Annotated in this window: 22 protein-coding genes; 21 read left to right on the top strand and 1 reads right to left on the bottom strand. The window is 32.9% G+C overall.

The features are described from left to right. Window positions 1-74 precede the first annotated feature (74 nt). The 12 genes from MHI47_RS10565 (at window position 75) to MHI47_RS10510 (ending at window position 8,198) form a co-directional block, all read left to right on the top strand. Window positions 75-788, top strand: a complete 714-nt coding sequence (locus tag MHI47_RS10565) for a hypothetical protein (protein ID WP_340830767.1) — start codon at window positions 75-77, stop codon at window positions 786-788. A 196-nt stretch (window positions 789-984) separates the two neighbouring features. After that, window positions 985-1,275: a DUF2178 domain-containing protein gene (locus MHI47_RS10560; protein WP_340830766.1), complete on the top strand. Its 291-nt coding sequence runs from the start codon at window positions 985-987 to the stop codon at window positions 1,273-1,275. Then, window positions 1,276-1,467, top strand: a complete 192-nt coding sequence (locus MHI47_RS10555) for a helix-turn-helix transcriptional regulator (RefSeq protein ID WP_340830765.1) — start codon at window positions 1,276-1,278, stop codon at window positions 1,465-1,467. It begins immediately after the preceding gene. A gap of 220 nt (window positions 1,468-1,687) precedes the next feature. After that, window positions 1,688-2,188 carry a VanZ family protein gene (locus MHI47_RS10550; protein WP_340830764.1) on the top strand — a complete coding sequence of 167 codons (501 nt, stop codon included), beginning with the start codon at window positions 1,688-1,690 and terminating at the stop codon, window positions 2,186-2,188. A gap of 137 nt (window positions 2,189-2,325) precedes the next feature. Then, a complete protein-coding gene (locus tag MHI47_RS10545) occupies window positions 2,326-2,835 on the top strand; it encodes an amino acid oxidase (protein ID WP_340830763.1) in 510 nt (169 codons plus the stop codon). Between the two features lie 201 nt (window positions 2,836-3,036). Beyond that, window positions 3,037-3,603 carry a 2-phosphoglycerate kinase gene (locus MHI47_RS10540; RefSeq protein ID WP_340830762.1) on the top strand — a complete coding sequence of 189 codons (567 nt, stop codon included), beginning with the start codon at window positions 3,037-3,039 and terminating at the stop codon, window positions 3,601-3,603. Between the two features lie 341 nt (window positions 3,604-3,944). Beyond that, window positions 3,945-4,412: a GNAT family N-acetyltransferase gene (locus MHI47_RS10535; RefSeq protein ID WP_340830761.1), complete on the top strand. Its 468-nt coding sequence runs from the start codon at window positions 3,945-3,947 to the stop codon at window positions 4,410-4,412. Between the two features lie 426 nt (window positions 4,413-4,838). Continuing rightward, window positions 4,839-5,204, top strand: a complete 366-nt coding sequence (locus MHI47_RS10530; RefSeq protein WP_340830760.1) for a hypothetical protein — start codon at window positions 4,839-4,841, stop codon at window positions 5,202-5,204. 183 nt (window positions 5,205-5,387) lie between these two features. Beyond that, the gene (locus MHI47_RS10525) at window positions 5,388-5,855 is read left to right on the top strand and encodes an NUDIX hydrolase (RefSeq protein WP_340830759.1); all 468 of its coding nucleotides are present in this window, start codon (window positions 5,388-5,390) and stop codon (window positions 5,853-5,855) included. A 148-nt stretch (window positions 5,856-6,003) separates the two neighbouring features. After that, complete coding sequence (locus tag MHI47_RS10520; protein WP_340830758.1) at window positions 6,004-7,071, top strand: DmpA family aminopeptidase; 1,068 nt, start codon at window positions 6,004-6,006, stop codon at window positions 7,069-7,071. Between the two features lie 209 nt (window positions 7,072-7,280). Next, on the top strand, window positions 7,281-7,763 hold the full coding sequence (locus tag MHI47_RS10515; protein WP_053589477.1) for a GNAT family N-acetyltransferase: 483 nt from the start codon (window positions 7,281-7,283) through the stop codon (window positions 7,761-7,763). A gap of 144 nt (window positions 7,764-7,907) precedes the next feature. Next, window positions 7,908-8,198 carry a DUF5316 domain-containing protein gene (locus MHI47_RS10510; protein WP_340830757.1) on the top strand — a complete coding sequence of 97 codons (291 nt, stop codon included), beginning with the start codon at window positions 7,908-7,910 and terminating at the stop codon, window positions 8,196-8,198. A 399-nt stretch (window positions 8,199-8,597) separates the two neighbouring features. Here the strand turns inward: MHI47_RS10510 and MHI47_RS10505 are convergent, their stop codons facing one another. Further along, the gene (locus MHI47_RS10505; RefSeq protein ID WP_340830756.1) at window positions 8,598-9,821 is read right to left on the bottom strand and encodes an IS110 family transposase; all 1,224 of its coding nucleotides are present in this window, start codon (window positions 9,819-9,821) and stop codon (window positions 8,598-8,600) included. A gap of 432 nt (window positions 9,822-10,253) precedes the next feature. Between MHI47_RS10505 and MHI47_RS10500 the strand changes: the two genes are divergently transcribed. The 9 genes from MHI47_RS10500 (at window position 10,254) to MHI47_RS10460 (ending at window position 15,851) form a co-directional block, all read left to right on the top strand. Next, window positions 10,254-10,802 (top strand): AAA family ATPase, encoded by a 549-nt coding sequence (locus MHI47_RS10500; RefSeq protein ID WP_340830755.1) that lies wholly within the window; start codon window positions 10,254-10,256, stop codon window positions 10,800-10,802. 113 nt (window positions 10,803-10,915) lie between these two features. Then, window positions 10,916-11,239, top strand: coding sequence for a histidine kinase (locus MHI47_RS10495; RefSeq protein ID WP_340830754.1), 324 nt, complete (start codon window positions 10,916-10,918; stop codon window positions 11,237-11,239). 267 nt (window positions 11,240-11,506) lie between these two features. Further along, on the top strand, window positions 11,507-12,082 hold the full coding sequence (locus MHI47_RS10490) for a sigma-70 family RNA polymerase sigma factor (RefSeq protein WP_340830753.1): 576 nt from the start codon (window positions 11,507-11,509) through the stop codon (window positions 12,080-12,082). Next, complete coding sequence (locus tag MHI47_RS10485) at window positions 12,079-13,089, top strand: DUF4179 domain-containing protein (protein ID WP_340830752.1); 1,011 nt, start codon at window positions 12,079-12,081, stop codon at window positions 13,087-13,089. Before MHI47_RS10490 ends, MHI47_RS10485 begins: the two co-directional genes overlap by 4 nt. A 179-nt stretch (window positions 13,090-13,268) precedes the next feature. After that, window positions 13,269-13,850, top strand: coding sequence for a hypothetical protein (locus MHI47_RS10480; protein ID WP_340830751.1), 582 nt, complete (start codon window positions 13,269-13,271; stop codon window positions 13,848-13,850). 170 nt (window positions 13,851-14,020) lie between these two features. Continuing rightward, window positions 14,021-14,176 carry a hypothetical protein gene (locus tag MHI47_RS10475; protein WP_340829498.1) on the top strand — a complete coding sequence of 52 codons (156 nt, stop codon included), beginning with the start codon at window positions 14,021-14,023 and terminating at the stop codon, window positions 14,174-14,176. Window positions 14,177-14,388: 212 nt separating this feature from the next. After that, window positions 14,389-14,844: an SRPBCC family protein gene (locus tag MHI47_RS10470; protein WP_340830750.1), complete on the top strand. Its 456-nt coding sequence runs from the start codon at window positions 14,389-14,391 to the stop codon at window positions 14,842-14,844. Window positions 14,845-14,970: 126 nt separating this feature from the next. Continuing rightward, window positions 14,971-15,147, top strand: a complete 177-nt coding sequence (locus MHI47_RS10465; RefSeq protein WP_340769483.1) for a hypothetical protein — start codon at window positions 14,971-14,973, stop codon at window positions 15,145-15,147. A 155-nt stretch (window positions 15,148-15,302) separates the two neighbouring features. Then, the gene (locus MHI47_RS10460; protein ID WP_340830749.1) at window positions 15,303-15,851 is read left to right on the top strand and encodes a hypothetical protein; all 549 of its coding nucleotides are present in this window, start codon (window positions 15,303-15,305) and stop codon (window positions 15,849-15,851) included. Window positions 15,852-16,298: the final 447 nt, after the last annotated feature.

The following is a 16,298-nucleotide window of genomic DNA, read 5'->3' as shown; positions in this document are numbered from 1 at the left end:
AAATACCTAAAGGTAAAAAATACCATATATGGTATTATTGAATTGATTTCAAAATAATGCTAAATGAGGTGGAAATGTTGAAAAAATATTTTTACATAAGTATTTTACTAGGGGCATTTGCTTTATCAGGTTGCACTAATGATGAAGATGATAAGAAAGAAATGGAAGCAGAATCGTCGCCTACTGAGCAATCAATCACAATTGACAACAATGTAAATACCACAAAGAAAGAAGAAACAGCACCGATTCCTTTAAACTTAACGCAAGAGCAAAAAGAAGAATATTATCAAAAATATGTAGCTGTCATAGAAAATATAAATGCAGTAAGCGATAAGGACTTCGAATTAGAATTGGAGCCTATCACAGCTCTTCTCGATGAACATTGGATTGAAGTAGAAGATTTTGAAAAGCTAGCAAAAGAGCGAGATAATGCGTCAATTGTTGTTATAGAAAATAATGAACGTTATAATCCGATGTCAGTACCGAAGACAGTAACGTTAAAAATAGGTTCGAAAGAAGCAAACATTATTTTTAAAGGTTCTTTTGATACACAATTAAACGAAAATACATCAAAGGGAAGACAACTATTTTCAGTATTTAACAGTATTTCTTCAGAAGCTGCGGATGCTAATGGAAGTTGGACTCAACTAGGCTATGATGAGTCATTAGTTGATGGTGCTACTGTATATAATATTGCGGTAGGAGGCAAATACTCCCAAAGCGGTATTATTTCTTCACATACCATAGCGATGGAATTTCATTGTAATGAAAATGGTGGAATTAGTTAGAAATCCTAATCATTATGTGAAGTATTGTACTTAAACTAACGGGTGCTTTACTTCAAGAAGGGTAAAGCATTTTTTCTTATAGAGAATTCTTCCCTTATTTATGACCAAATGTAAAAAGTATTAGACATTTTACCAATCAGTGATACAATATAAATGTCAAATTCTTTTTACATTTATTGCGAGGGGGAAATAAATTATGGACTGGATTGTTTTAACTGTTTTTTTTATTATCTTAGGGATTAGTGCTATTTTGATTATCGGTACTCTTGTATCTTTACCACAAGTGGGTGACGAAAGAAAAAACCTTATCAAAATGAAATCCCAGTCTTACACCTTTGCAGTTGCAATGGGATACGTGTTAATTCAACTTTTTAAAAACATATATAATGGTTCATATGAGGGTATAAACCCTTTTACCTTTCTCATAACGATTTCCATTATATATTTAATTTCATTACTATTTTTCAGGAAAAAATATGGTAGTTAAATGAAAAATTACATTAAAGAATTAAGAAAATCAGCTAAATTATCCCAAGAAGAACTGGCTAAACTTTGTAAGGTATCTAGACAAACGATAAATGCAATTGAAAATGATAAATATGATCCTACTTTACAATTAGCTTTTAATATAGCCTCTGTATTGGACACCACAATAGATGAGCTGTTTGTCAATAAATGAAAAATCAACAATCGGACGAGATTGTGGAACTAGCTTCACTTTCCTTCTTCAACTAACGGGTGCTTTAGTAAAAATCATTGGGTTGCTTAGGCAACTCTTTATTCTTATTGAACTAACGAGGCAGTATAGTCAATTTTGACAATAGAGTATCAATAAAGAACCTTTCCTGTTAAAATTTGGGTGAGATGGAAAACGAATTTGAGATTGGGGTTTAATAAATATGAGGTTTTTTATAAAAGCAATATTAGTAGTTGTATTGTGTTTTTATCTATTGGTACTTTCAAAACTAATCTTATTTAAATATCTAACAATTCCTGACATAGTTAATCATTTTACTTTTAGTTATGATGGTCGTTCCTGGAATAGTAACTTTATTCCTTTTAAAACGATAATCTATTATTTATTCTTAGCAGATATAAATTTCAATATGAGAGTAGAAAACTTAGTTGGAAATATCATTGGTTTTGCACCATTTGGTTTTATTTTGCCTTTAATATCAAAAAGATTCCACTTGTTTAAAAATATTGCCATAGCATCCTTTTGTTTAAGTTTAACATTTGAACTTCTTCAATTTGTATTTAAATTTGGAAGTTTTGATGTTGATGATTTAATTTTAAACACACTTGGAGGTGTAATAGGTTATATAGCTATTTACGCTATTTTTATGCTTATAAAATACATAAAACAAAAGAAAGTTCATGAAATTTCTAACTTAAAGTAACGGGTGCTTTACTTCAAGAAGGGGTAAAGCCTTTTTTCTTCTTGAACTAACGTTAGCAGGTTAGTTCAAGAAGGATAATTATTATATTTTGAATTAGTTACTTGTTTAAAAATTGGTTAAAGAAGGAGTTTGAATTGTTGATGGGAATGAGAAAGGTAATACTAATCTTAGCAGTTTTATTTTTAGTTGCTTGTGACAATAACGAAATTCAGTACGATGGGAAGTTATTAAATATTGCTGTTATTGGTGAACTTCCAGAATTGGAAAATGATAAGATTCATTTTAAACAATTGTCGTTAGAACAATTTAAAGAAGACACATTCAATGTTGCTAAAAAATTTGATGCTATTATGGTCACACCTGAATTGTTTGAACCTGCATCAGATGATACATATGTAAATTCATATCAGACCTCTGAAATGCCAATCATCTTTTTCAATTCAAACAAAAGACACCTTCCGTTTGTTAGGGATGGACTTACCTATGAAACAGCAGATTTTGATGCATTAGATAACGGTTCTCATACGACAATTTATTTATACAATATGATTGAAGAAAAAGATGATGCTTGGTTCTTTTATTTAGATAATCAAAAAAATATAAATGAACTATATAGAGAGATGTTCCAAAAAGTTGAAGCATTATAAAAAACGGACATAATGAGTTGGTTATTCTTCTACTTTTTATTCAACTAACCGGGTGCTTTAGCAAAATCTGGCCATCGTTTCGATGGTCTATTTTTATGTCCAAAACATTAAGTTGATCCCAGATTTACTTTGTGAAATGTTACACTTAAACTAACGCGGCAGTTTAGTGTAATAAACAAATAAATCAGCTAGGAGTAATATATGATTATTTTAATAAGTGCTGTAAGTGGTACTGGAAAAACATTAATGGCTCAAAAGTTACTAGAAAAATATCATATTTCTTATCTCTCTATAGATCATTTAAAAATGGGCTTGTACAGAGGAGATAAGAATTGTGGATTTACACCACTAGATAGTACTGAATTCATTGGAGATAAGCTCTGGCCAATATTAAAAGGGATTATTATGACAAATATCGAGAATGAACAACATATCATTATAGAAGGATGCTATATATTGCCTCACTATATGAAGGGCTTTGACATCAATTATACAGAAAAAATCATTCCAGTATTCTTAGGTTTTTCGACGAATTATATTCAAGAAAACTTCGAAACAAAAATAGTGAAACATAGGAATGCTGTTGAACTCCGTAATTGGTCCGAAGAAAGAACGATAAAAGAACTAATCAAGGAACATAAAGAATTTAAAACAAAATGTTTACAAGTAGGTGTTAGGTATTTTGAAATCGAAAACGACTATGACAAAGAAATATTGAATGTTTATGACTATATAGAGGCTGAAAAACGGAGAATTGAACCTTTATAACTGGGATTCTCATTTTAGTTATTGTAGTAACGGGTGCTTTACTTCAAGAAGGAGTAAAGCCTTTTTCTTATTGAACTAACGCGGCAGTTTAGTTGAATAAGAAGGAATTTTATTAAGGTGAAGAATTATTTGTGATGATAACTCTCAAAGTACTTTAGGTTTATTTTGAGATTCGCTTTTTGCTATAAATCATATGGAAATATCGTGATAAGTCTAGTTAACGATTTTTTTCTTTTTCAAAGAAAAAAATATATGTTCGTCGATTTAAAGAACATTCTTTAAATCAAAGCAGTGTTGCTTATTATTATATTTCGACCTATAAGAAAGGAATTACTAAATGTATGAGTATTAAATTAAAAGAAATTATAAATGAGAATTGGATTGAATGTATTCGTTTAACAACAAATGAGGATAACAGTAATACTGTATTTCAAAAGTTTGTTGCCTCAAATGCATTGTCGATTGCCCAGTCAAAAATACAAGAAGGATGGACAATTAAGGCGATTTATGAAGAAAACACAATGGTAGGGTTCACGATGTATGGATATTCTGTAGAGAACAAATTTTATGAGATTTGTAGATTAATGATAGACCATAAGTTTCAACGAAAAGGTTATGGTATTAAAGCAATGTTAATTGTAATTGATGAGATGAGAAGTAATAAGGATTGTAAAGAAGTATTTTTAAGTTTCGATCCTCAAAATGAAGGGGCTAAAAAGTTATACGAAAAGGTCGGATTTGTAAATACTGGAGAGATAATTGATGATGAACTTTTATATAAGCTGAACTTGGTCAATTATTCAATTTGAGAGTTTTCTTAAAGGCATTTTACGTTCACATATTCTTTAAAAAAACCTAGCTCTTTTGTCTTTAAAACATTTTTTTATTAGCCTACCTCTTGAATCGGAATATAATTCAATCCTAAAAAATTAATAGAAATACTGGAAGAAATAAGAGATAAAAAATAAATTGATATTCCACTAACGGGTGCTTTAGTAAAATGGAGGGCTGATAATACAGCTCACTTTACTTATTGAACTAACGAAGCAGTTTAGTTCAATAAGCCAAATGCATTTCTGAAAAACCTTAATGGTAAATTTGTTTAATATTGGAACTTCTATTTACTTCAAACGTATTAAAGTAAAGGAGTAGGTTAGTTGAAAATTGTTGTTTAACACGTGTTCAACAAGCTGCATTTTGTGTATGAAATTCGAGGCGACAGGAAAGGTGATGGATTGAGTCTAATTCAAGTTATATATATAGTACTTATATGGACAATACCTAGTCTGGGTTCTTGGTATTCCTTCAGAAAAATGGAGAAAGAGAAACAGATAGAACTTATAAAAGAGTGGAGAAATCCTTTATCTATTTTAGGTATTATACCTAGTTTTATTGGTTTGCTCGTATATCTTACAGGCTCTGTTGCAGCATCTGACATAAAAGTCTTACGTGATTTGGGAATCGCTTTAGCACTATTTGGTTGGTTTGTAATTTGGGTAGTAGGTCTGATTAAAGGAGAGGAAAATACCTTTAAGTGTATTGCTATGATATTAATAGGGATTTTCGTACTAATTGCTTATATCTATCTGTTTTCTTACTAAACTAACGGGTGCTTTAGCAAAATATGGCTATCATTTCGATGGTCTATTTTTATATCCTGAACTTTTAGCGATACATTGTGAAGTGTTCCACTTAAACTAAAGAAGCAGGTTAGTTGAACAAGAAGGTAATCAGATATAATAGAGATAAAAAGGTGATTTTCAAAAAGAATTGAGGAGAAATGGATGTCGCAAGATGGGATTGTTTTAGTAGCAAGCGTATCAATCTTTAATGAAGCTGAAGTTTTGATTATTAAAGAGAATAAACCTACTGCTGTTGAAAAGTGGAATTTCCCGAGTGGACGTATTGAATATGGTGAGGACATTCTCTATTCGGCTCGGAGGGAAGTAAAAGAGGAAACAGGGTTGGACGTAAAACTGATTGGGACTACTGGTGTATATAATTTTATCAGTAGTACAAACAATCAAGTTATTCTATTTCATTTTATTGGTGAGGTTACTGGTGGTTCTGTAAACCTCGAAGAAGATGAGATTTCTGACAGTAAGTGGATTAAGGTAAGTGACCTTGTAAAAATTGAGAATGAAGACTTGCGGGAACCAGGGGTATTAAAGCAAATAATTAATAATTTATTAAAAAAAAACCTGTACCCAATTAATATTTATAATGAGCAAGTTTGTGATCGTTTCACTTAAACTAACGGGTACTTTAGTTGAGATAGTGGGATGCTTAGGCAACATTTTTTTCTTATTGAACAAACGCAGCAAATTAACGAAGGTCCATCTTTAATATTAGATGAAACATCTACAACATTACATTTAATTAATAAAAAGGGGAAATTAAATGTTCAATCAAAAAAGAATACGAGATTACGGAGTGGAGATTGGTCGATTAGAAACTGGTTTGCAAAACGCTATCACAGATGTAAAAGGAGTAACAGTCGGGCATGTGACGCTTAGCGAAAAAAATATGCAAACAGGAGTTACAGCCATTTTGCCGCATCAGGGCAATATCTTTAAAGAAAAACTGATAGCTTCCAGCCAGGTAATCAACGGTTTCGGAAAAACGATGGGTACTATTCAAATGATGGAGTTAGGTACTTTAGAGACTCCTATTCTGTTAACGAACACATTGAGTGTCGGATTAACTGCAGATACATTAATTGATTATATGTTGGAAAAAAATCCTGAAATTGGACGCACAACTGGAACGGTAAATCCCATAATCGGTGAATGCAATGACATGTTCTTAAATGATGTAAGGGCAAAGTTTGTGAAGCCGGAACATGTTCTTCAAGCACTTGAAAATACTTCGTCTGAATTCGAAGAAGGAACAGTTGGTGCAGGGACTGGAATGCTTTGTTATTCATTAAAAGGAGGGATTGGTTCTGCTTCTCGTATGATGGAAATGAATCATGGAAAATACACTATCGGGGTTTTGGTGTTGTCGAATTTCGGTATTTTAAGCGATTTGTTAGTTAAGGGCAAAGCGGTTGGTCAAGAATTGAAAGAAGCAATCCTCGAATCTTATAAAGAAGAGGATAAAGGGTCCATCATGATTATCGTTGCAACCGATCTTCCAGTGTCTGAGAGGCAATTGAACCGGATAATAAAAAGGTCTGTGACAGGCTTATCTAGAACGGGTTCGATTATTACAAATGGTAGTGGTGAGGTCATCATAGGATTCTCAACAGCCACCAAGATTCCGCATGAAAAAGAAGAACATCTTCTGGTAATCCCTCAAATCCATGAAGAAGATATGGATTTGGCTTTTAGAGCTGTGGGAGAAGCGACGGAAGAAGCAGTATTGAATTCACTAGTGACGGCAGAAGCTGTGATTGGACGAGATGGGAATGAAAGACCGGCTTTTAAGGATTTAATTCAGAAATTTGATATTAACATTGCTGATTAAATAGAGTTCATACAGGAGTATAATAATTTTGAGAAATCAAGGTAATTGTTATTTCCATGGCAAAAAAGTAATTAGTTCTTATTCAACTAACGGGTGCTTTACTTCAAGAAGGAGTAAAGCCTTTTCTTATTGAACTAAAGCAGCAGTTTAGTTGAAGAAGGATTATCCTCCAAGATTATCGAATTGATATATGAGAAGGGGTGTAGAATGTGAAATTATTTATAGAAAATATGAATGAAGAAATAGCAAAAGATATACTTAGCTGGGAATATGAAAAACCATATGATTTCTACAATAATGAATTAACTGATGAAGATATGAAGGAAAAACTTGATGGTTCATACTTTGCACTTGTTAATGATAACAAAGAAATATTTGGATTTTTTTGCACTGGAGAGAATGCTCAAGTTCCTGTTGGGAAAAGAAGTGGTGTTTATTCAGATGACTCAATTGATATGGGAGTAGGTATGAACCCTAATTTTGTGGGAAAAGGTAACGGTTTTGAATTTTGCTCTTTTATTCTTCGTTATATTGAAAAAAACTATGAAGATACTCCAATTCGATTAACTGTGGCAAAGTTCAATCAAAGAGCTATCCATCTATATGAAAAGCTTGGTTTTGTTAAGAAAGACGAATTTAGCACCGATTTTGCAGAATTTATGACAATGGTTAAAAAGACGAATTATAAGTAGTTAAACAGCAATTCCTATTAAGCTAACGGGTGTTTTACTTCGAGGAGTAAAGCCATTTTTCTTATTGAAGCAAAGCCGCAGTTTAGTTCAATAACTGAAACCTTTTTCATACACAGTCGTAGCAACTGTTAAGGGGGAGAAAGTTTGAAATACTTTTTATTTGGAATCCTTCTTTCACTAATAGGTATCTTAGTATCTATTGTGATATGGGATATTGAAATGGTTACTACTATTACAGGTGGAATTGGATTATTTTTTATTATTATAGCATTTGCACTTTCGGGTGTATTAGCAAGTGGAGATAGAATGAGAGCTAACTTTGCAACTGAATCAGTAGAGGGTAGAAATCAAAGAAATAATGTTAGTTTTCGTTCAGCTTTGATTGCAATTCCAAGTTTTGTGGTAGCAACTTTGTTTTACTTTTTATTGCACTAACGGGTGCTTTAGTTAAACAAGTAGTTCAGTTAAATACGATAAATTATTATTAGGTATGGGAGGAATATTAATGGACTCATTTTTCTATTTCAATATGTTTAGAAATATAATTTCTAAACTTTTTTTTAGATGGTATCTGGGTAGTCGGATTTTTTTACTTGTTAACCAAGATATATGAAAGTGATAGACTTAAACAGGTTTCCAAATATGTGATGGGAACTGCTTTGGCATTATTATTTATTTATTCAGTAATGGGAAGTTTATAAGATTTTTCTTTATTCAACTCCCATGAAAATTAAAATCTTCGATTTAGAGAAAAAGGCAATACGAAATCTGACGCAGCCCAATAATTTTTTAAAAAAGTGCAGCGCCTACAAGAGAATTAAATTGTGGGTTGGATTAGGAGGCATTTGGTTCAGTGATTGTCACGTTGTAACCTAAGTTTTCAAGTCTTCGAACAGAATATCGTACAATTGATTGTTCTTTTTGTTTGTCAAAGTAATCTTCCCCTAAGTCTACGTACATTTCTTTGCGTGTTAGGAGATAATAGCTGATTCTTAAAATGGCATGAGCCACCGATATCCCTGCCCGCTTTTTACCCTTTCTTGATGCAGTACGCCTATACAAGGATCCCAAGTAGGTTTTGGATCCTCTAACAGAATGAGCTGCTTCAATTAATGTCGATTTCAAGTACTTGTTTCCTTTTTTCATGTTGGTTGATTTCCTCTTGCCCGCACTTTCATTATGTCCAGGTACTAATCCTGCCCAGGAACATAAGTGCGCCGAACTGGGGAATTGCTTCTCCACATCTGTACCGACTTCGGCTAAAATTTGTTCAGCCATTCGAGTGGCGATGCCAGGAATGGAATCCAATCGTTCTATATCTTCTTGATGGGAGGATAACCTAGTAGCCACCTCTTCGTTTAATAGATCAATTTGCTCAGTTAGAAATTCTATATGGACCAGAATGGTTTTCAACATGAGACGTTGATGTGGATTGATATATCCTCGAAGAGCTAGTTCTAGTTCACTCTTTTTCTTCTTCATTGATCGGCGGGCAAAGCTAGCTAATTTCTCAGGATCATTTTCGCCATCGGCGATAGCACGAAGCATATCAAGCGATGAAACACCCATGATGTCGGAGACAACGGAACCGAGTTTGATATTCGCTCCTTCTAAAACCTTTTGAATCCGATTATGTTGTCTCGCACGCTCTTCAATAATACTTCGACGGTATCGAACTAACTCTCGCAATTTCCGCTGATTTCGGTCTGGAATAAAACTTGCTTTAAGTAGACCATGACGAAGAAGTTTGGCAATCCATTCGGCATCCTTTACATCGGTCTTGCGACCTGGTACTGCTTTCATATGTTGAGCGTTCACTACTAAAAATTCAATGCTCTCGGCTTCTAGCAAGTTAACAATAGGCTTCCAAAATACACCTGTACTCTCCATTGCTACGTGAGTACAACCATGCCCCTTAATCCAGTCAATTAACTGTAATAGAAATACAGTTTTAGTGGAAAACGTTTGAATCTCCTTTCCTTTTGGGGTAATAATACAAGCAGTAATGGAATCCTTATGGACATCCATCCCACAAGCACGTTCAATGATTACTTCCATTGTAATCAACCTTTCTACGGCAAATAGTATTGGAGGCTGGTGCAATAACCAGAGTAGGATTAATCTCCCATGAGTGCTTCCCGTAAGGGAGCGACAGTCTGTGATGCACCGTGGTCGTTGGAGTCAGACTAACGGATGGGCTCTATGGCACCATAGTTCATTGACCTTCCTCTCCCAGCCGTAGTATCCTATACCCAGGTTTTCACATTTTCATTCTCTGTGGTGTAGCGCTGATTTTGCGCTACATGGATGGCTAACGGGTGCTTTACTTCAAGAAGTGGTAAAGCATTTTTCTTACTGAACTAACGCGGCAGTTTAGTTGAAGAAGGGTTTTTACAGAAGAGTGAAGAATTACATAATTGTTCAAATACATTGAAGGTGTAAGTGTTTGTTTACCTAAACAAAAAAATAAACTTCAAAGGGGTTCATGGGGTGAGATTTCTAATAATGACAGTAGGGACAACACATAGTGGAAAAACTACTTTCGCTAAGTTTTTAGAAAAAAGATTTATTAATTCAATTGTTATTGACCAAGATGTACAAGGAGAATTTTTAGAGAAACATTATCCGTCCTTATTACCAGAAAAAGGACCGAAAATTTTAAAATTTGCTCTTTCGCAAACAATTGTAGAATTTGCTATTCACAAAACCGATAACCATATTATTTTATGTAATTCTAACCGACAAAAACAACCTCGATTAAATTTGATAGAAAAATTTAAAAAAGAAGGTTTTCAAACCCTTCTTGTAAATTTCGATTTACCGATAGATATATTAAAAGACCGTATTATAAATAGTCATCGTGATATAACACCCCTTAGAAATGTTTCAAACTATAACGAAGTATTAGAAATTCAGCTGAAGCAAACAGAAAATGAGGGATTTATTTCTCCTAATAAAGATGAAGTGGACCATCTATTCACTATTAGTAATGAAACTGATGTTCAAACAGTTATTGAAAAAATCATTAAATTAGTTTAAGTGAAAGAGATAAAATGCACTTCTTCCACTAATGGGTGCATTACTTCAAGATGGAGTAAAAACTTATTGAACTAAAGCAGCAGTTTAGTTGAACAAGCGAAAAGGGGTGTAAAGTGAAGAAAGTAATAATATTCAATATAATATTTTGTCTACTTGTTATTTTTATTTGTTACACTTATTTTGACTCTAAATCGAGAAGTGCTGTTGCTTATAATTATGCAGCAAGCTATGTTGAAACAAATTACGAAATAAGTAGAGAGAACATACAAGCCGTGGAAATTAATTATCGTATGGGGATGGGTTTATTTGAAATTCTTCTTGAGGATGTATCAACAAAGGAAATTTTCTCGTTTGAAGTAGACATTAGAAAAGATTATTCATTGTACTACTTTAAGGACCTAACCTATGTTCATAGAAAGAATGAAGGCGTTCAATAAAATAAACTTCTTTAACTAATGGGTGCTTTAGTTAAACAGGACCATCAAATAATGATGGTCTATTTTTATGTACATGTGAAATGTTACACGTTAAACTAACGAAGCAGTTTAGTTGAATAAGAATTTTCAAATGAACTGCAATATAATTTAGGTTTTTGTTGTAGTTTAAGAAACAGAAATAAAATTTTATTAAATGTGAGAAAAAGGTGGATTTATTACGTTGTATATAGTGTGAGGGATTTTACAAAATTTAAGGAGACAAATCTTATGAAATCTACCGACCATAATTTTATAAAGCGGCTTAAACGTCAAAAAGAAGATGCTCTAGAATATGCAGTTGATAAATATTTACCGTTAGTTAAGGGCATTACCTATAAAGTATTGTCACCATTAGGAAACCCTGGTCTAGTTGATGAGTGTATAAATGATGTTTTTTTAACTATTTGGCATCACGCAAATCAGTTTGAAGGGGACACGGATGATTTCCGAAAATGGCTCTGTGTGGTCACAAAATTTAAAGCAATTGATACCTATCGGAAAGCAAACAAACGTGTTGAAGTTGAAATTGTCGGTACGAATGATTTAGATGTAGGTAGTAGTCCTTCTGTAGAAAACGAAGTTCTCGTTACTGAACATAAAAATGAACTATTAAAGTTAATGTGTGGGTTTGAAGAGATTGACCGAGATATTTTTATGATGAAATTTTTCTTGGACATGACAAGTGAGGAAATTGCAAAGAATATTGGTTTAACGAAAGCCGCAGTCGATAACCGCATTTACCGTGGAAAGAAAAGACTAAAACAACAACGGACTATTAATAACTTAGGGGGGACTTTTGCATGAAAGATATCTTTGAGCATTTAAATAATCTAAAGCTGGATGATAAAGATTTTGAAGAAATGGAAGTAAATGAAGTCGAAAAGGCACGAGTAAAAGCAAAATTAAAGCTATCAATTGAAAGGAACCAGTCACATCAGTTGAGAAAACAGTCAGCTAGAAAAAAATGGGGTTATGGCATTGGGGCAGCAGTTATGGCTTTTGGATTGTTAGTCGCTTCTGCGACGGTGTCTCCAACAATGGCACAGGTCGTCTCTTCTATACCATTAATTGGTCAAATATATAAGAACTTAGGCGATATCGGATTGAAAAATGTTTCGGAAGCAGGATTGAGTGAGTTTTCCGGAGAATCTAAAACAATCAACGGGATTACGATAACACTCGGGGAAATCTATTACGATGATGCCCGGGTAACAGCCAGCTTTTCCGTCGATTCTGAAAAACCTATAACGACGGATTACTTTAACATTAAACATAATTATAAAGGTGGAATGCCTTTATCGAATTATGGACTTACAACGGATGAAAGTTCACCAACAAATTGGACTGGAATTCTAAATGTTAATTACTATAGTTTTAACCCTGATACACTTGAATTGGGTATAACTTTTGAAGGTAAGCAAGAGGAGTTATTTGAATTTACGAAGGAAGTAGTTAAAGCACATTATGAAAATAAGATTGATATTGCAAAATCTCAACAAATAGATAACTTGAAATACGAGATACATGATATTAAATGGGGTACTCCTGGCGTTCTCTTTGCGTATGATGCCCAGTATAAGGAAGAAAATTATGGAAGAGACGTTAAACTTGAATTTGAGGTGGTCGATTCTTCTAACAAACGATTAAAGGAGATTAGTTGGAAGTACGGTAAGCAATTATTTGAACCGGTCGAAAATGATGTCACTGAATTAACAATCACCCCTTATGCTAAATTTGATATTCAAAGAGGAGATGGAGATATAGAATGGAAGGAATATAAGTTGGAGCCCTTTAAAATATCGATTCCATAAATATAGAGTTTAATACCAATTATGAAGGTCTTATTCCACTAACGGGTGCTTTATTTCAAGAAGGGGTAAAGCCCTTTTTCTTATTGAACTAAAGAAGCAGTTTAGTTGAATAAGAAGGTTTTTTATTGATTGTGTTGAATAAGTTAATATATGTAAATATTGCACAAAGTGGGGGTTTAATGAAAAAAAAACATTTTATTAAAGTGTTAATAATTAGTGTAGGAACAATTGTATTTACACTTTGGATTAGTGGATTGCTGAACCTTTGGATAAACGGAATTAATGTTATTGCAGACGATGTTGAAGGTTATCAACTTCATTCATATCCTGTAGACGGAGAGTATTCTCTAAAGCTTGATTTGAGTGATTTTGAAAGTAATGAGGGGAAAGTGCTTTATGATGATGGGGAGAACCAAATTTACGTAGAAAAAGTATTAGTCAATGGTAATTCAGATTACGAAGTTAGCTTTAGGTCTAGTGGGACTTATAGTTTAAGAGGTGCAACATTAGTATCGAGTAATGAACATGAAAGAGTTGAAAATGGTTTTACATATGATAATCAGGTTAACGCAACAGCAACATATCAAGGGAGTACTTTTAAAATTTATTCTTCTGGTTCATCTGGTTTAAATTATAAGGATGGAGATTCATTTGCATTTTATTTGGTTCCACATGATAAAGAGGTAGAAGTTGATATTGAAAAGGATTCCATTATAGAAGTTAAACTTTCAAATTTATATATGCATAATTGGGAGAGGTAATAAATGCTTACTTTTATAACTTTCTTCAACTAACGGGTGCTTTACTTCAAGAAGGAGTAAAGCCTTTTTTCTTATTGAACTAAATGGACAGCTTAGTTGAACAATGATAAACAACTACAAAGGAGTTAAAATATATGATTACTGCCTCTCTACTCATAGGAGGGTTTTTAATGCCTATCTTGTGTGTTATATTTTGTTTAAATTTGGTTTCTATATTGAAAAAGGTAAAACACGAAGAAAAAACTACAGTCAATACTTTATGGCTTACAATATCGTTTACTCTGATTATGTGGAGCATTGCAATATTAGCAGCAGCAGGCAAGTAAAAAAGATACCAATATAAAATGAACTTGGAGATACATTTTCCAACTCATTTTATTGATTTGGAGAAAAATAAATAAGTAATTTTGTTTCACTAACGGGTGCTTTAGTAAAAAATCATGAAGTTGCCAGAGGTAACTCTTTTTCTGATTGAACTAACGCAGCAGGTTAGTTGAATAAGGAACATGAAAATACGTTCTTACAAAGGAGAATGCAAATGCCTATTATTAAGCACAAGCAATTTATACAAGCACCTGTGGTTGTATGCTTTGACCTTGCAAGAAACGTAGATATACACACTATAACTACTGCTAAAACTATGGAAAAAGCTGTGGATGGGGTTATGGAGGGGTTATTAGAAGAGGGAGATACTGTTACTTGGGAAGCTACTCATTTTGGTATTAAACAAAGGCTAACGGCAAAAGTAACTCATATGAAAAAGTCTACTGTGTTTGTTGATATTATGGTAAAAGGGGCATTTATTTCTTTTACGCATACACATCAATTCATAGAAGAAAAAGGTGGCACTCTAATGATTGATACATTTGAGTATAAATCACCTTTTGGTCTTATTGGTAGGGTTGCTGACAAATTATTTTTAGAAAATTATATGACAAGGTTTATAATTTCTCGTGCAAAAGAACTAACAAAGATTGCAGAAAATGCAAAATAGCTTTTAGCTTCTTCAAGTAATGGGTGCTTTAGTAAAAAATCATGGGGTTGCCATAGGTTACTCTATTTCTTATTGAACTAACGCAGCAGTTTAGTTGAAGTGAAGAACTAAAAGGAGTTGTTAAAAATGGGAGAGAAATATAGAAATATATTAACTAACTTATTAGGTTATATAGGGGTTATTTTAATCTTAGTAGTTATTTACAAACTATTTTTTGGCTATAATAATCAGTTTTACTCTGGAATTTTATTTATTGGAGTATTACTTCTAATTTATAACGTTCAGTTATTAAAAAAGAAATAGCTGTATTTATTAGTGTTAAATTATAGTTAAACAAGTGGCTGCCTTAAGGTGGCTTTTTCTTATTGAACTAAAGCAGCAGTTTAGTTGAAGAAGTGAAACTTTCTTTTAAAGTATAGTTAGTACCAAATAAAAATGTCAAAGGGGATAGGAACAGAATGAAACGAGTGCTACTTTTAATATATGGTTGCAACTTAGACCATTCCAATATTAGCTTTTTAGAGAAGGATCGATTGAGTCGATTTGAGGTAGAATGGGACTATGCTCCTTGTAAATTAAATGATAAACGCGATGTATTATTTCAGTATGATGTTTATGATGTGAACTTAGAAAAGAATCGAAAGTGTTCAGGTAGGTGGCTAAGTAAATATTTAATTGATGAACACCAATTAAACGCTTTTGAATACTCGCTTTCTAAATTAAATACGGGCATGTATATTCGTTGTAATCCTAATATTAGGGGGCACATTGAGGTAACTGTAAATGATTTGGAATATTCTGCGGGTATACTTGGAACCGAAGATAATAAAACACGTATTTTTTTAATAGATGAAGAATCAGAAAATAATGAAATGATCCGCTCTAAACTACATTTACTTCCAATAGAAATGCAGTTGTTAACTATTGATACTGGGTTTAGTTACGAAGAACGAAAATTGAAAGTGAAAGAGTGGATAGAGCAAATTTTACGGGTGATTGTTTCATAAGAACAGTCAATTATTATACTAACGGGTGCTTTAGTTAAACAAGCACCTTCTATTGCATCCTCAACCAGACTTGTGTAAAACCACTATGGTAAATTATATAAAGTTATAGATGGCTAAAGATTCAGGGAAAATTAATAGGTTGTGGCGGTGAAATCAAATATTAGTTTCTTTTTATATTCTAATGGTAACGTGGGTTATTGTATTTACTATGGTTTTATACAGTCAGAAAAGAAAAGGTAAATTAAAAAAGATTACTTTTAATCAATTTGTAATTGTGTGCCTAATTTCTATTGGGTCAATGGTTTTAACAATAGGATTTTTGAGTCTAAAGGTGGATCTACGTCAAGATTCTGGACACAAAAAGATTAAGTTTTTTTCTGCACAACCACCATTCATGGAGTGTTCCACATCCCAAGTAAATCGTCAAAGTGAAAAGAGCCTTTGACA

It is taken from the genome of Psychrobacillus sp. FSL H8-0487 (genome assembly GCF_038008385.1).
GTDB classification, from domain to species: Bacteria; Bacillota; Bacilli; order Bacillales_A; family Planococcaceae; genus Psychrobacillus; species Psychrobacillus psychrotolerans.
The sequence above is the reverse complement of the archived record's forward strand: the minus strand, read 5'-3'. Positions and strand labels throughout refer to the sequence as shown.

Bases quoted from the DNA above. Each gene is read 5' to 3' on its own strand.
- MHI47_RS10565 (WP_340830767.1), top strand. From the start codon at position 75: ATGTTGAAAAAATATTTTTACATAAGTATTTTACTAGGGGCATTTGCT.
- MHI47_RS10560 (WP_340830766.1), top strand. From the start codon at position 985: ATGGACTGGATTGTTTTAACTGTTTTTTTTATTATCTTAGGGATTAGT.
- MHI47_RS10555 (WP_340830765.1), top strand. From the start codon at position 1,276: ATGAAAAATTACATTAAAGAATTAAGAAAATCAGCTAAATTATCCCAA.
- MHI47_RS10550 (WP_340830764.1), top strand. From the start codon at position 1,688: ATGAGGTTTTTTATAAAAGCAATATTAGTAGTTGTATTGTGTTTTTAT.
- MHI47_RS10540 (WP_340830762.1), top strand. From the start codon at position 3,037: ATGATTATTTTAATAAGTGCTGTAAGTGGTACTGGAAAAACATTAATG.
- MHI47_RS10535 (WP_340830761.1), top strand. From the start codon at position 3,945: ATGAGTATTAAATTAAAAGAAATTATAAATGAGAATTGGATTGAATGT.
- MHI47_RS10525 (WP_340830759.1), top strand. From the start codon at position 5,388: ATGTCGCAAGATGGGATTGTTTTAGTAGCAAGCGTATCAATCTTTAAT.
- MHI47_RS10520 (WP_340830758.1), top strand. From the start codon at position 6,004: ATGTTCAATCAAAAAAGAATACGAGATTACGGAGTGGAGATTGGTCGA.
- MHI47_RS10505 (WP_340830756.1), bottom strand. From the start codon at position 9,821: ATGGAAGTAATCATTGAACGTGCTTGTGGGATGGATGTCCATAAGGAT.
- MHI47_RS10490 (WP_340830753.1), top strand. From the start codon at position 11,507: ATGAAATCTACCGACCATAATTTTATAAAGCGGCTTAAACGTCAAAAA.
- MHI47_RS10485 (WP_340830752.1), top strand. From the start codon at position 12,079: ATGAAAGATATCTTTGAGCATTTAAATAATCTAAAGCTGGATGATAAA.
- MHI47_RS10480 (WP_340830751.1), top strand. From the start codon at position 13,269: ATGAAAAAAAAACATTTTATTAAAGTGTTAATAATTAGTGTAGGAACA.
- MHI47_RS10475 (WP_340829498.1), top strand. From the start codon at position 14,021: ATGCCTATCTTGTGTGTTATATTTTGTTTAAATTTGGTTTCTATATTG.
- MHI47_RS10470 (WP_340830750.1), top strand. From the start codon at position 14,389: ATGCCTATTATTAAGCACAAGCAATTTATACAAGCACCTGTGGTTGTA.
- MHI47_RS10465 (WP_340769483.1), top strand. From the start codon at position 14,971: ATGGGAGAGAAATATAGAAATATATTAACTAACTTATTAGGTTATATA.
- MHI47_RS10460 (WP_340830749.1), top strand. From the start codon at position 15,303: ATGAAACGAGTGCTACTTTTAATATATGGTTGCAACTTAGACCATTCC.